Origin of the sequence: Palleniella muris, from assembly GCF_004792655.1 — a bacterium.
GTDB lineage: Bacteria > Bacteroidota > Bacteroidia > Bacteroidales > Bacteroidaceae > Prevotella > Prevotella muris_A.
In genome coordinates this window covers 105,622-119,907 of the sequence record NZ_SRZC01000001.1, presented here as the reverse complement: position 1 = coordinate 119,907, position 14,286 = coordinate 105,622, and the positions used below count along the sequence as shown (strand labels likewise).

The 14,286-nt window shown below is 52.2% G+C and carries 12 protein-coding genes; 10 read left to right on the top strand and 2 right to left on the bottom strand.

Annotation, left to right across the window (positions count from 1 at the left end; genetic code table 11):
* Nucleotides 1-86: 86 nt before the first annotated feature.
* Complete coding sequence (gene glsA, locus E5358_RS00450; protein WP_135938408.1) at nucleotides 87-917, bottom strand: lyso-glycine lipid O-acyltransferase GlsA; 831 nt, start codon at nucleotides 915-917, stop codon at nucleotides 87-89.
* A 171-nt stretch (nucleotides 918-1,088) separates the two neighbouring features.
* Between glsA and rsmH the strand changes: the two genes are divergently transcribed.
* Together rsmH and E5358_RS00440 are read left to right on the top strand one after the other, a co-directional pair.
* Complete coding sequence (rsmH, locus tag E5358_RS00445; RefSeq protein WP_135938407.1) at nucleotides 1,089-2,033, top strand: 16S rRNA (cytosine(1402)-N(4))-methyltransferase RsmH; 945 nt, start codon at nucleotides 1,089-1,091, stop codon at nucleotides 2,031-2,033.
* Complete coding sequence (locus E5358_RS00440; RefSeq protein ID WP_135938406.1) at nucleotides 2,030-2,563, top strand: FtsL-like putative cell division protein; 534 nt, start codon at nucleotides 2,030-2,032, stop codon at nucleotides 2,561-2,563. Before rsmH ends, E5358_RS00440 begins: the two co-directional genes overlap by 4 nt.
* Here the strand turns inward: E5358_RS00440 and E5358_RS15205 are convergent.
* Nucleotides 2,541-2,666, bottom strand: coding sequence for a hypothetical protein (locus E5358_RS15205; RefSeq protein ID WP_277821106.1), 126 nt, complete (start codon nucleotides 2,664-2,666; stop codon nucleotides 2,541-2,543). The two genes, E5358_RS00440 and E5358_RS15205, sit on opposite strands and share 23 nt — an antisense overlap.
* 53 nt (nucleotides 2,667-2,719) lie before the next feature.
* Here E5358_RS15205 and E5358_RS00435 point away from each other — a divergent pair, with 53 nt between their 5' ends.
* The 8 genes from E5358_RS00435 to E5358_RS00400 all read left to right on the top strand — a co-directional run bounded on the left by E5358_RS00435 (nucleotide 2,720) and on the right by E5358_RS00400 (nucleotide 14,277).
* Nucleotides 2,720-4,903: a penicillin-binding protein gene (locus E5358_RS00435; RefSeq protein ID WP_135938405.1), complete on the top strand. Its 2,184-nt coding sequence runs from the start codon at nucleotides 2,720-2,722 to the stop codon at nucleotides 4,901-4,903.
* Nucleotides 4,904-4,988: 85 nt separating this feature from the next.
* Nucleotides 4,989-6,440: a UDP-N-acetylmuramoyl-L-alanyl-D-glutamate--2,6-diaminopimelate ligase gene (locus E5358_RS00430; protein WP_135938404.1), complete on the top strand. Its 1,452-nt coding sequence runs from the start codon at nucleotides 4,989-4,991 to the stop codon at nucleotides 6,438-6,440.
* A 32-nt stretch (nucleotides 6,441-6,472) separates the two neighbouring features.
* On the top strand, nucleotides 6,473-7,735 hold the full coding sequence (locus E5358_RS00425; protein ID WP_135938403.1) for a phospho-N-acetylmuramoyl-pentapeptide-transferase: 1,263 nt from the start codon (nucleotides 6,473-6,475) through the stop codon (nucleotides 7,733-7,735).
* A gap of 167 nt (nucleotides 7,736-7,902) precedes the next feature.
* Nucleotides 7,903-9,249 carry a UDP-N-acetylmuramoyl-L-alanine--D-glutamate ligase gene (murD, locus tag E5358_RS00420; protein WP_135938402.1) on the top strand — a complete coding sequence of 449 codons (1,347 nt, stop codon included), beginning with the start codon at nucleotides 7,903-7,905 and terminating at the stop codon, nucleotides 9,247-9,249.
* 242 nt (nucleotides 9,250-9,491) lie between these two features.
* The gene (locus E5358_RS00415; RefSeq protein WP_135938521.1) at nucleotides 9,492-10,709 is read left to right on the top strand and encodes an FtsW/RodA/SpoVE family cell cycle protein; all 1,218 of its coding nucleotides are present in this window, start codon (nucleotides 9,492-9,494) and stop codon (nucleotides 10,707-10,709) included.
* A gap of 102 nt (nucleotides 10,710-10,811) precedes the next feature.
* Nucleotides 10,812-11,912: an undecaprenyldiphospho-muramoylpentapeptide beta-N-acetylglucosaminyltransferase gene (gene murG, locus E5358_RS00410; protein ID WP_135938401.1), complete on the top strand. Its 1,101-nt coding sequence runs from the start codon at nucleotides 10,812-10,814 to the stop codon at nucleotides 11,910-11,912.
* Between the two features lie 29 nt (nucleotides 11,913-11,941).
* On the top strand, nucleotides 11,942-13,303 hold the full coding sequence (locus E5358_RS00405) for a UDP-N-acetylmuramate--L-alanine ligase (RefSeq protein ID WP_135938400.1): 1,362 nt from the start codon (nucleotides 11,942-11,944) through the stop codon (nucleotides 13,301-13,303).
* Between the two features lie 74 nt (nucleotides 13,304-13,377).
* A complete protein-coding gene (locus tag E5358_RS00400; protein WP_135938399.1) occupies nucleotides 13,378-14,277 on the top strand; it encodes a cell division protein FtsQ/DivIB in 900 nt (299 codons plus the stop codon).
* The last annotated feature ends 9 nt before the right edge of the window (nucleotides 14,278-14,286 follow it).

The window sequence follows — 14,286 nt, the reverse complement described above, 5'->3', positions numbered from 1 at the left end:
AATCGTAGAAAATTGTATGTGTGATGTGTATTTTGTGTACTTTGCAAGTGTACTATGTGTACTCGGCAGTGTACAAGTGTATTTGTCTATTTCTGTAAATTGTAGACCTTGTCCTGTATCGTTTTTGCCCATTCCATCGGTGTTCTCGACTTGTCGAGTGACTGCCAGGGGATTGGCTTGCCGATTGTTATGCGGAAAGTCTTGTTGCGGTTTTTGTACATTTCATCGACAAGGAACAGCATTGCGATGTTGAATTTGATGTGCAGAGCCTTGCAAAGGTTAGCGATGCGGTAGAACTTGTCAGAGTTCTGTCCGCCGAAATGTATGGGGATGATGTCGCGGTGGGTCTCTATAGACTTCGCTACGAAAGTCTTTGTCCAAGGGATGTCGCGTATCGTGCCGTCTTTTTGCCGTCGCGAGCACAGTCCGGCAGGGAACATGAGCATATGTTTGTCCGAGGCGAAGCCCGCCTCCACCATTGCAGGGAATGCGCGGCTCTGCTTGCCGGTCTTGTTGATTGGGATGCAGAGAGGCGCGAGTCCCGGCAGGAACATCAGTTCGTCGCGGACGAGATAGGAGAAGTTCCCGTCATAGTGCTTGCCTATCAGTGCTCCAAGAGCCACTCCGTCGATGCCCCCAAGCGGATGGTTGGACACAAACGTATACTTCCGTCCGTCGTTGGCGGGCGGAAGATTCTCCATTCCTTCGACTTGCAGGTCCATGCCAAGGTATTCCACACAGCGCTGCAGCCATGGGACTCCCTTCTCGTTGCGGCTCTCCCAAAGGAATGCGTTTACCTCGTCCTCGTGGAGGATGCGTTTCAGCCAGTTGGCAAGGAAGCGTGGCACCATGTTTGCCTTGTCCCCCATTTTGCTTCTCAGCAGGCTGTCTATATCAATGGTTTTGTTTGTACACATAATGCTGTGCAAAGGTAATGATATTATTTTGTTTTTGTCTCTTTTTGAGTAAAAAAAACACATATTTTAAGAAAGAAAATATTTTTACGAAAAAGTTTGTGTAAAAATGGTGTGGAATAGAGAAAATTTCGTAACTTTGTACTCCAAAACCGCAATAGAATAACAAGACAGTTGCAGAACGATAATCAGACATATCATGTGCCGGTTCTCCTAAAGGAGAGTGTCGATGGTTTGGCCATCGGCGAAGGCGGTGTTTTCGTTGATGTCACGTTTGGTGGCGGAGGTCATTCGAGGGAGATATTCTCCCGTTTGGATGAGAGGGGCAGGCTCTTCTCTTTTGACCAGGATGCCGATGCCGAAAAAAACGCCGAAGTGACGCGTGAGGACGGTATACGGCTTGCCGGTGACGACCGCTGGACTTTCGTGCGCTCGAATTTCCGGTATTTGAAGAACTGGATGAGGTACTACGGCGTGGACGGCGTGGACGGGATTCTTGCCGACCTCGGTGTCTCAAGCCACCATTTTGACGACGAGAGCCGCGGCTTCTCGTTCCGTTTCGATGCACCGCTTGACATGCGCATGAACAAGCGTGGAGGGAAGACGGCTGCCGACATAGTCAACGAATACGACGAAAGCCGCCTTGCGGACATCATCTATCTCTACGGTGAGCTTAAGCAGTCGCGCAAGATTGCAGCAAGCATTGTCAGGGCAAGGGCTGAGAAGCCTATCCTTACGACTCAGGATTTGCTTGCCGCAACGCAGAAGTGCTTCCCTCGGGAAAGGGAAAAAAAGGATGTCACCCGACTGTTCCAGGCTCTCCGGATAGAGGTGAACCATGAGATGGACGCCTTGAAAGAGATGCTCCTCGCTGCCGGCGAGGTGCTCCGTCCGGGAGGAAGGCTGGTGGTGATCACCTACCATTCGTTGGAGGACCGTATGGTGAAGAACATCATGAAGGCGGGAAACGTCGAGGGAAAACGTGAACAGGACTTTTTCGGACGTGTCACAACGCCTTATGCCACAGTGACAAGCAAGCCAATAGTCCCTACGGAAGAAGAACAGGCAAATAACCCAAGAAGCCGCAGCGCGAAACTGCGTATTGCAGAGAAAAGATGAAAGACGACGAACTTATCATAACGAACGAGGAGGAGCTGGCAGTGTCCGATGACACTGCCGCTCCTGTCGCGCAGAAGAAAGGTCGTGCCGCGAGTGACCGTGGTACGGCAGAAAGCGATGCGGAAAAAGCCGAGCTGCAGAAGCCGCAACCTACTTTCCGGGAGGCATTGGCGAAGGAAATCCACGAGGAAGACACCAAACAGGGGCATGACATCTCCGTGATAAAGATTCTTGGCGGCGATTTCTTTACGGCGCAGATTCTCAGACGCCAGGTCTGGCTGATGCTTCTCATAGCATGCTTTGTCGTGTTCTATATCTCCAACCGTTACAGCTGCCAGAAAAGTCTGTTGGAGATAGACAAACTGAAAAAGGAACTGAAGGATGTGAAGTACAAGGCGTTGTCGACGTCAAGCCGCCTTACGGAAATCTCAAGGCAGAGCCATGTCTTTGACCGCCTGAAGGAAAACAGGGACAGCACCCTTCACATTGCAGACCAACCGCCTTTTATCATACAAGTGCCGGAGCAATGATTGGCAAGGCATGTGTAAGGCTGCGACGGATGTTGTTGCGTCGGGCAAGTCCGCATGCGATGCGGAGAATGATGCCACAAGCAGCCGGTTTGCCTGCAAGCAATGCTGTATTTTTATTTTGTCAAGTTTTATCCCAAAAGCAAATAGCAACCGGAAATGAGCAAATTCGATTATAAATCTTCGATGTTGCGTTACCGCATCCTCGCATGGATCATGTGCCTGATAGCTGTGGTGATAGTCTGCCGCGCAGGCTATATCATGACAGCGAAGCGAGACTATTGGATTCAGGTGTCCGACCGCCTGAAGGCTGACAGTGTGCCTGTCAAGCCGACACGCGGCAACATACTAAGCACTGACCGCCAGCTCCTCGCGTCAAGCCTTCCGGAATACATGCTTTTCGTGGATTTCAAGACGATGAGGGAAACGCAGACCGACACGCTTTGGGAGGAAAAGGAGGACTCTATATGCTACGGTCTGAACCAGATATTCCCGCAGGTGTCGGCGGAAGAGTTCCGCCAGCATCTCCGTGAGGGGCGTGAGAAGCAGAGCCGCTACTGGCGAATCATCAACAAGCGTGTCAGCTATGATGTCTTTTGCGAGGTGCGCCAGCTGCCGATATTCCGCCTGCCAAGGTTCCGCAGCGGTTTCAACTATGAGGAGTACAATGCCCGTACGCGTCCCAACGGACTGCTTGCGTCGAGAACCATAGGTGAGATGTATGGCTTGAAAGACTCCGCGCGTTGCGGACTGGAGCTGTATTATGACTCTGTCCTCCGCGGAGAGAAAGGGCTTATCAACCGTCGCAAGGTGCTCAACAAGTACCTGGACATCATGGTCAAGGAGCCTGTCCATGGCGCGGACATTGTCACAACGCTCGATGTCAACATTCAGGACCTTGCCGAGCATGCCATGATAGAGGAGATGAAGAAGGACAACGGTGAGCTTGGCGTGGTGATTGTCATGGAGGTCAAGACGGGAGACGTAAAGGCTCTTGTCAACATGAGCCGCCTTACGGACAGCAATGGCAACTACTATTACAGAGAGGTGAAGAATAATGCCGTTTCTGACCTTGTCGAACCGGGTTCCGTTTTCAAGACAGCATCAATCTTTGCCGCCCTTGATGACGGGCTCATAGATACCACTGCCGCATACAACATTGACACAGGCGGCGGCGTGTGGCCGATGTATGGCAGGGAGATGCGTGACCATAACTGGCGCAGAGGAGGCTACGGAGTGATGACAGTGCCACAGGTGCTGCACTACAGCAGCAACATCGGTGTCAGCCGCCTTATAGACAGAGGGTTATACCATGAACATCCTGAAAAGTTCGTGGAGAAGATTCACAGTCTCGGACTGGGCATAAACTTCGATCTTCCGTTCCCCGGAGCGCAGAAGCATGCCATCATCCGCAAGCCTGTACCGGCTAAGAAGAAAGGGCAGTACCTCAACTGGTCAAAGACAACCTTGCCATGGATGTCCATAGGCTACGAGACACAGATACCGCCGATATTCACTGTGGCGTTCTATAACTCCATAGCCAACAACGGACGCTTCATGCAGCCGCGCTTCGTCAAGGAGATTGTGAAGGACGGACAGACTATCAAGGAGTTCCCGCCGGTATGCCTTATCGAAAAGACATATAAGAACAAGGAGGCTCTCCACAAGATACAGGCGATACTCGAAGGTGTCGTTTCAAAGGGACTCGGCAAGAAGGCCGGCAGCAAATCCTTCCGTGTCGCCGGCAAGACAGGCACGGCACAGATTGCCGACCAGCACGGTTCCTATAAGTCGGGTACAGTGCGCTACTGGCTGTCGTTCTGCGGCTATTTCCCTTATGATGACCCACAGTACACATGCATCGTGTGTCTCAAGAAGACTGGTCTGCCTGCTTCCGGTGGCGGAATGTGCGGAGTGGTGTTCCATGACATAGCGGAAGGAATAATGGCTCATCAGCTGAAGCGCGACCATCTGACGGCGCGCGACTCCACTTCGGTGCTTGTCCCTGATGTCAAGAAGGGCAACATCCTTGCCGCGGACTATGTCCTGACACGCCTCGGCATGAAGACCGGCGGCGGTTGGAAAGGCTCTTATGCCACCGGAAACCCTATCTGGGGCACGGCACAGAAGAACGCCGCATCCGTAAGTCTTGTGAAAAGCGGCGCGCCGTCAAAGTATTTCGTCCCGGATGTCATCGGCATGGGAGCCCGCGATGCTGTCTATATCCTTGAGAGCAGGGGAGTGAAAGTGCAGCTGACGGGCAGAGGAAAGGTAAAGACCCAGAGCATTGCACCAAACACGAAGATAAGGAAAAACATGAAAATATCCCTTGAACTTGGTTAGAACCATAAGCAGGGACCGAACAACAGAAAAAGAAATGCACTCTGCAGATGCAGGATGTGACATACATTACATATAACATGTTATCATGAAACTATCGGAAATCATCAAGAAAGTCAGCGTACTGAAGACAGTAGGCGACACTGACAAGGATATAACAGGCATAAACATCGACAGCCGCCGGATACAGCCGGGACACATCTTCGTGGCGATGAAAGGCACACAGGTCGACGGTCATAGGTTCATTCCTAAAGCCATTGAACTCGGAGCCGTGGCGGTCATCTGTGAGGATATGCCTGAAGAACAATTCGAAAATGTGACATTCGTACAGGTGCAGTCATGCGAATCCGCTGTCGGTCCTGCCGCTACGGCATTCTACGGCGACCCTTCACGCAAACTGAAGCTCGTCGGCGTGACAGGAACAAACGGCAAGACGACAATCGCCACCTTATTATATAATATGTTCCGCCGCATGGGTCACAAGTGCGGACTGCTTTCCACAGTGTGCAACTACATAGAGGATGAGGCGATAGAGGCGTCGCACACCACTCCTGACCCTATCGAACTCAACCGTCTCCTCGCACGGATGGCGGAGGCAGGATGCGAATATGTCTTCATGGAATGCTCCAGCCACGCCATCGTACAGCAGCGCATCGGCGGCTTGCAGTTCGCCGGCGGCTTGTTCACCAACCTCACCCGCGACCACCTTGACTACCACGGGACGTTCGAGAACTATCGCAACGCAAAGAAACTCTTCTTTGACAACATGCCGAAGGGTGCTTTCGCAATCACCAATGCTGACGACAAGAACGGCATGGTCATGGTGCAGAACACAAAGGCGACAGTGAAGACCTACAGCACACGTGGCATGGCAGACTTCAAGGCACGCATCCTCGAGTGCCATTTCGAGGGCATGCTCCTCGAAATCAATAACCGCGAGGTTGCCGTCCGCTTCATCGGAAAGTTCAATGTCTCCAACCTTCTCGCTGTCTACGGTGCCGCCCTGATGCTTGGAAAGCAGGAGGAAGACGTGCTACTCGTCCTCTCTACACTGACGAGTGTTGCCGGACGACTCGAGCCCATACGCTCCAAGGAAGGCGTGACAGCCATTGTCGACTATGCCCACACCCCTGATGCAATCGACAATGTGCTGAAGGCTATCCACGAAGTCCTCAACGGCAAGGGTCAGGTAATCACCGTCTGTGGATGCGGAGGCAACCGCGACAAGGGCAAACGCCCTGTCATGGCACAGGAGGCCGTGCGCCAGAGCGACCGCGTAATCCTCACTTCCGACAACCCGAGAAAGGAAGATCCGGAGATGATTCTTGACGACATGGAAGCGGGACTCGATGCGGAACAGATGAAGAAGGTGCTCCGCATCACCGACCGCCGTCAGGCAATCAAGACCGCACTGACACTGGCTGCGCCGGGCGATGTTGTCCTCATTGCCGGCAAGGGTCACGAGGACTACCAGATAATAGGTGAGACAAAGCATCATTTTGACGACCGCGAGGAGGTTCGCAAGGTCTTCGGAATGTAGGAAAACAAACATAAGAACAGCAGAAACGCATTATGCTATACTACCTTTTCCGCTTCCTGGAGCAGTACGGCATCCAAGGAGCACACCTCTGGAGCTACATATCCTTCCGTGCCATATTGGCACTCATCACCTCACTCGTCATAAGTATATGGTTCGGTGAGTACTTCATAAAATGGCTGCGCAAGCGCAATGTCAGCGAGACACAGCGCGATGTCTCCATCGACCCTTACGGACAGCAGAAGAAAGGCGTGCCCACGATGGGCGGAGTCATCATCCTTGTCGCCATCCTTGTGCCATGCCTCCTCTTCGGAAGGTTGCGCAACATCTACATGATTATCCTCCTTGTGACAACCGTATGGCTTGGAGCGATAGGCTTCATCGATGATTATATAAAGATGAAAATCACGAAAGACGGACTGCGCCCTGTCTACAAGCTCGCCGGACAGTGCCTCCTCGGATTGTTTGTCGGCGTGACCCTCTGGCTTTCCCCTGACGCTGTCATCCACGAGAACGTATCGATGAAGAAGCAGGGCACGGAGATTGTCGTCCACAAGAGTAAGCCTGTGAAGTCCACGATAACGACAATCCCGTTCGTGAAGGACAACAACCTCGACTACAAATGGTTCGTCAGCTTCTGCGGAGAGCATAAGGAAGCCGCCGGCTGGGCAGTGTTCGTGCTGATGACAATCATCGTTGTCACAGCCGTCTCCAACGGTTCCAACCTCAATGACGGCATGGACGGCATGTGCTCCGGCAATGCCGCGATAATCGGAGTGGCACTGGGCATCCTGGCTTATGTGTCGTCGAACATGTCGTTCGCCTCATATTTCGACATCATGTACGTGCCCGGCTCGCAGGAACTCGTCATCTTCCTCTGCGCATTCATCGGCGCACTGATAGGTTTCCTGTGGTACAACGCCTATCCGGCACAGATATTCATGGGTGACACCGGTTCTCTCGCCATCGGCGGAATCATAGCCGTGACAGCCATCATCATCCACAAGGAACTGCTCATCCCTGTCCTCTGCTTCATCTTCTTCATGGAGAGCGTCTCCGTGCTGCTGCAGGTTCAGGTGGCGAAATACGGCAACAAGCGCGGCAAGAAGCTGCGACTGTTCAAGCGCGCGCCTATCCACGACACGTTCCGCATACTGCCCGGACAGCTTGCTCCGGACGTGAAAGTGCTGCTCAACTGGCCTCGCGGATGCTGGCTGGAGTCAAAAATCACGACACGATTCTGGATAACCACCGTGCTGCTGGCGGCACTTGCAATAATAACTCTTAAGATAAGATAACCGGAAGGTTGTAGGTTATGGGTTGGAGGTTGTTGGTTTTTCATGATGCAGAATGATGTAACATGATATGACACGATGCACCATGAGAAAACATGATGCACCATTATTAATCATAAAGATTCAACCAATAACCCGCAACCCATAACCCAAACAAAAAACAGACGACGATGGGAAAGATAGCAATACTCGGTGCCGGAGAGTCCGGAGCAGGCACAGCAATCCTCGCAAAGAAGCAGGGCTACGATGTGTTTGTGTCCGATATGGGCACCATTCTGGACAAATACAAGGCGTTGCTTGACGCCAACAACATAGAGTGGGAGGAAGGAAAGCACACCGCAGAGCGCATCCTCGATGCCGATGAGGTGGTGAAAAGCCCGGGCATCCCTGACACAGCACCGCTCGTAAGGCAGCTGATAGAGCAGGGGACACCTATCCTTGCCGAACTGGAGTTCGCACAGCGGTACAGCAAAGGAAAGACAATCTGCATAACAGGGTCCAACGGAAAGACAACCACAACGTCACTCATATATTACATAATGAAGAAGTCCGGCGTGGATGTAGGTCTCGCCGGAAACATCGGACGCTCCTACGCTCTTCAGGTGGCGACGGAAGACCACGACTGGTATGTCCTTGAAATCAGCTCTTTCCAGTTGGATAACATGTTCGATTTCCGTGCCGACATCGCTGTGCTCATGAACATCACGCCCGACCATCTTGACCGCTACGACTTCGATTGCCTTAAGAATGGCGCGACACCGATGCAGAACTATACAGATTCTAAGATGCGAATCATACAGAACCAGACGGAGAACGACATCTTCATCTATTGGAAAGAGGATGAGCACATCTCCGAGGAACTGCGCAAACGCATGCTCGGCTACGCTCCGCAGCCTACGCCTTCAAGCCGTCCGGCGAACGACGGAATGCCGTCACAATACGCTTTCGTCGACACGGACTTTGAGGATATGGGGCTTGAGTTCTCACAGATGGGGCAACACAACAAGCGCAATGCTCTTGCCGCCTATCTCGCTACGCGCAGCGCAGGTGCCGATGAGGCTCTCGTGCGTGAGTGTCTGAAGGATTTCCCGGGCGTGGAGCACCGTCTCGAGCGTGTCGCGGAGAAGGGTGGAGTGCTCTATGTCAACGACTCAAAGGCAACGAATGTCGATGCCTGCCATGTCGCTCTGAAAGCCATGGACAAGCCTACTGTGCTCATTGTCGGCGGAAAGGACAAGGGCAATGACTACTCCGCAATCACCGGCATAGTGAAGGAAAAGTGCCGCGCCGTGGTCTGTCTCGGAGCGGACAACGCCAAGCTCCACGGCAGTTTCGACAGTCTCGGGCTGCCGGTTGCCGACACTCATTCCATGAAGGATTGTGTCGAGGCATGCCGGAGCCTTGCACAACCGGGCGACTGCGTCCTGCTCTCGCCATGCTGCGCATCGTTCGACCTCTTCAAGAACATGGAAGACCGTGGCGAGCAGTTCAAGACTATTGTCCGTGCCATGCCATGATTCATAATGAAGAGTGGTATGCATAGGTGTTATTTGTAAAACATTGTCTTTCAGGTGTTTATAAAGTGTTAAACAAAAGGTTACGCTTGACTATGCGAAAGGTAACCTTTTACATGGTGAAAGGTTACACTGTGCACTGTCAAAGGTAACGCTTTGGAACCGCATCTGTACACCATAGATTAATATAAGGTAAAGTGAACAAGAAATTAGAGAATCTCTTCAAGGGAGACAAGGTCATCTGGATGATATTCTTCATCCTCTGTCTGGTGAGCATCATTGAGGTGTTCTCCGCCTCGTCGTTCCTTATATACAAGGGCGGAAGCTACTGGTTTCCTGTCATGAAGCACACGTTCTTCATACTGATGGGCATCGGCGCCATGCTCTGTGTGCTCAATGTGCCGTGCAAATATTTCAAGATTGTCACCTTCCCGCTGCTCATCGTCTCCGTGTTCATGCTCCTTCTGGTGCTGTTTTTCGGAGAAAGCACCAACGGAGCAAGCCGTTGGATGGGCATCGCCGGCATACAGTTCCAGCCTTCCGAGATAGCGAAAGGCGCATTGGTGCTCGCCGTTGCGCAGATTCTCAGTGCCATGCAGACCGAGAAGGGTGCCGACAAGCAAGCCTTTTGGTGGGTTCTCGGCACAAGCGCATTCATTGTGCTGCCCATATTCTTTGAGAATTTCTCCACCGCAGTGCTCATCTCCGCAGTGGTGTTCTTCATGATGTTTGTTGCCCGTGTGCCGCTTTCCCAGCTCGGAAAACTGCTCGGAGTGGTCATCATCGGTGGCGTCATAGCTGTCTCCAGCATCATGGCGTTCGGCAAATCATCATCTGACGCGAAGCCGGCAAACACGGAGCATGTGGAGTATGCAGAAGGTTCGCAGCGAGGACAGCAGGAGGATAATGCGGAAAAATCCGGCGGTCTGCTCCACCGTTTTGACACATGGAAGTCACGTATAGAGAAGTTCACGTCAAGTGGCGACATCGCCCCGAACGAGTATGACCTTGACAAGGATGCGCAGGTGGCACACGCCAACATCGCCATCGTAAAGAGCCAGGGTGTCGGTTGTGGTCCGGGCAACTCCGAGGAGCGTGATTTCATCTCGCAGGCGTTCTCGGATTTCATCTTCGCAATCATCATCGAGGAACTCGGACTGTGGGGAGCGGCAATCATTGCCAGCCTGTATGTGATAATATTCTGGCGCGCCGGACATATCGCACGCAACTGCGCCAACACCTTCCCAGCGTATCTTGCCATGGGCATCGGCATGCTCCTTGTCATCCAGGCGATGTTCAACATGCTTGTCGCCGTGGGACTTGCGCCTGTCACGGGACAGCCCCTGCCGCTCGTAAGCAAGGGAGGAACGTCGACAATCATCAACTGCGTGTACATCGGCATGCTCCTCTCTATCTCCAGGTCGGCAAAGAAACGCCTGCCGGCAGAGAAGGCGCACGTGTGAGAAACAGAACGGCATCACGATGCATAATGTTATATCATGTTGCATCATGTTACATCATGCTGCATCATGATAAAAAAAACAAAAAAATAACCCAAACAACCCATGAGAATCATAGTAAGTGGTGGAGGCACCGGAGGCCATATCTTCCCTGCCGTATCGATAGCAAACGCAATCAAGGCGCTGCGCCCTGATACAGAAATATTATTCGTCGGCGCAAACGGACGCATGGAGATGGAGCGCGTGCCGCAGGCAGGCTACAAGATTGTCGGTCTGCCCGTGCGCGGACTTATACGCCCACTCTGGAGTCCGAGGAATGTCGGTGTGATGCTCGACTTCCTCAAAAGCCGCTCACAAGTGAAGAAGGTCATCCGCGAGTTCAACCCGCAGGCAGTGGTCGGTGTGGGCGGATATGCTAGCAGCCCGACACTCAACGCCGCACATTCCATGGGAATCCCCTGCATCGTCCAGGAACAGAACTCCTATGCAGGAGTGACAAACAAGTCCCTGGCAAAGAAGGCTGTCAAGATATGTGTTGCCTACCAAGGCATGGAACGCTTCTTCCCGAAGGAGCGCATCGTCCTCACCGGCAACCCTGTCCGTCAGGCTCTGCTCGAGTGCAAGGCGTCACGCGAGGAAGCGCGCAAGGCTTTCGGACTTGAGCCCGACCGTCCTACTGTTCTCGTCATTGGCGGTTCGTTGGGTGCAAGGACAATAAACGACAGCATAGCACAGGGCATCGGCGAGTTCGAGAATGCCGGCATACAGGTGCTTTGGCAGACAGGAAAGTTCTATGCAGAGGAGTGCAGGCAGAAGGCGGAGGCTTCCGGCACCCGGCTTGTCCACCCTCAGGCGTTCATTTCTGACATGGCAATGGCGTACCGTGCCGCGGATGTCGTCATCTCACGTGCCGGAGCGTCAAGCATTTCAGAGCTTTGCCTTCTTGGAAAGGCTGCTGTCCTCGTCCCTTCCCCTAACGTTGCGGAAGACCACCAGACAAAGAACGCCTGCGCATTGTCCGACAAGCAGGCGGCAGTGTTCTGTGCTGACAAGGACGCACGCCGGGAACTTGTCAGGGAAACGATAGCACTCGTCAACAGTCCTGAGCGCATCAGCGCGCTTGAGCGTGAGGCAGCGAAGCTCGCTTTCCGTGATTCGGCGGAGGTGATAGCCAAAATCGTCATCGAACAGGCAGAGAAGAAATAAGGCATTAAAACAAGAAAGGCAATACAAGAATGAAGGCAATATACTTTATCGGCGCAGGAGGCATCGGCATGTCCGCCCTCGAACGCTATTTCAACAATAACGGATACAAGGTCGGAGGGTATGACAAGACTCCGTCCACCCTTACCGAAATTCTCATCAAGGAGGGCATCGACATACATTATGAAGACAATATAGACTCCGTTGCACCGGAGTTCAAGGACAAGGAGAACTGCGTTGTCTGCTATACTCCTGCCATTCCGGCTGACCATACAGAGCTGTGCTATTTCCAAAAGAACGGTTTCCAAGTGATGAAGCGTGCCCAAATTCTCGGCATGCTGACACGAGACAAGAAGGGGTTGTGCTTCGCCGGCACTCACGGAAAGACCACCACATCGACCATGTGCGCACACATCATGCACCAATCCCATGTCGATTGCAACGCTTTCCTTGGCGGAATATCCAAGAATTACGGCACAAACAACATCCTTTCCGATAAATCCGGGTTTGTGGTGATAGAAGCTGACGAGTTCGACCGCTCTTTCCATTGGCTCCGTCCGTGGATGACCGTCATCACATCCACTGACCCTGACCACCTTGACATCTACGGGACGGAAGAGGCTTACCTCGAATCCTTCCGCCATTACAGCACCCTTGTCCGGCCGGGCGGTGCCATTATCCTCCGCAAAGGCCTGGCAATGAAGGCTGAACCACAGCCGGGAGTGCGCGTATATGAATATTCCAAGGAAGAAGGAGACTTCCATGCGGAGAACATCCGCATAGCAAACGGTGAGATAGTCTTTGACTTCATCTCCCCGATAGAGGACGTCCGCGACATCAATCTTGGACAGCCTATACCGATAAACATCGAGAACGGCATCTGCGCCATGGCGATGGCACAGCTCAACGGATGCACGGCAGAGGAGTTGCGCCACGGCATGGAGACCTACGGAGGTGTCGACCGCCGCTTCGATTTCAAGATAAAGGACGCACGCCATGTGTTCCTCTCCGACTATGCCCACCACCCGAAGGAGATTCTGCAGTCGGCACGCTCCATGCGCGAACTGTACAAGGAGCGCAAGATTACTGCCATATTCCAGCCGCATCTCTACACCCGCACACGCGATTTCTACAAGGAATTCGCCGACGCGCTTAGCATTCTCGATGAAGTTGTGCTCACCGAAATCTATCCGGCGCGTGAGTTGCCGATAGAGGGCGTTACCTCCCGGCTCATCTATGACAACCTTGCGGAAGGCGTGGAGAAGCAGATTATCGCAAAGGCCGATGTGCTTGACTTCGTGAAATCTCGCGATTTCGATGTCCTTATCATACTTGGTGCGGGCGACCTTGACAACTATTGCGGCAAGATAGCTGAGATAATACAGGCAAAATAGTAGCCTTCGGCGCAACATATAAGGAAGTATCATAACCATTATAACAACATACTTTAAAACAATAGGACAGATAATTGAAAAAGTATATCATCATATTGATTGACATAGTCCTTGCGGTCTATCTGCTGCTTGCCGTCACTGCCTTCAACAGTCCTAAGGAACTGGTGAAGAAATGCACAAAGGTGAACATCAATATCACTGACGAGTCGACCTACGGCTTCCTTGATGCCAACGAGATAAAGGCAATTCTCACGAAGAAAGGGATATATCCTCTTGAGCAAGACCTTGACAAAATCTCGCCACGCAAGATAGAAAGTGTGTTGCGGAACTCACCGTTTGTAAACACTGCCGAATGCTGCAAGACCACTGACGGCCATGTCCTCATCTATGTCACCCAACGTTCGCCGCTCGTGCGCATCAAAAGCCGGAACGGTGATGACTACTATATCGACGAGAATGGAGGAATAATGCCAAACTCAAAGTACACCTCCGACCTCATAATCGTCACGGGCAATGTCTCAAAACAGTTCGCAAGACAGTACATCTCGGCACTTGCCAACACGATAATGAAGAGCGATTTCTGGCGCAACCAGGTTGAACAAATCAATGTCAGGCAAGACTTTGGCATAGAAATTGTGCCACGTGTAGGTGACCATATCATCTTTCTCGGCTATCTGCCTGAAGCAACAACACAGCAAAAGAGGATAGATGAGGTCACGGCATACACCAATGAGAAGCTCGACCGTCTCGAAAAGTTCTACATCTATGGATTGAAAGAGACAGGATGGAACAAGTATGAAACCATCGATGTGCAGTTCCGTAACCAGATTATCTGCAAGAAACATCCGCAGCAAACCAAAATCCAGATTGCCACACCACCGGAACAGAAGCCCGGAAGCATTCACGACATGGCGGCAGGAATCTTGGATGGACAAGAGAAGAAGCAAGAACAAAACAAGAAACAGAATAATTAACAACTGAAA

Excerpts from the sequence above, each read along its gene's own strand:
- E5358_RS00425 (WP_135938403.1), top strand. The coding sequence starts at position 6,473 with ATGCTATACTACCTTTTCCGCTTCCTGGAGCAGTACGGCATCCAAGGA.
- E5358_RS00430 (WP_135938404.1), top strand. The coding sequence starts at position 4,989 with ATGAAACTATCGGAAATCATCAAGAAAGTCAGCGTACTGAAGACAGTA.
- E5358_RS00415 (WP_135938521.1), top strand. The coding sequence starts at position 9,492 with ATGATATTCTTCATCCTCTGTCTGGTGAGCATCATTGAGGTGTTCTCC.
- murG (WP_135938401.1), top strand. The coding sequence starts at position 10,812 with ATGAGAATCATAGTAAGTGGTGGAGGCACCGGAGGCCATATCTTCCCT.
- E5358_RS00435 (WP_135938405.1), top strand. The coding sequence starts at position 2,720 with ATGAGCAAATTCGATTATAAATCTTCGATGTTGCGTTACCGCATCCTC.
- glsA (WP_135938408.1), bottom strand. The coding sequence starts at position 917 with ATGTGTACAAACAAAACCATTGATATAGACAGCCTGCTGAGAAGCAAA.
- E5358_RS00405 (WP_135938400.1), top strand. The coding sequence starts at position 11,942 with ATGAAGGCAATATACTTTATCGGCGCAGGAGGCATCGGCATGTCCGCC.
- E5358_RS00440 (WP_135938406.1), top strand. The coding sequence starts at position 2,030 with ATGAAAGACGACGAACTTATCATAACGAACGAGGAGGAGCTGGCAGTG.
- murD (WP_135938402.1), top strand. The coding sequence starts at position 7,903 with ATGGGAAAGATAGCAATACTCGGTGCCGGAGAGTCCGGAGCAGGCACA.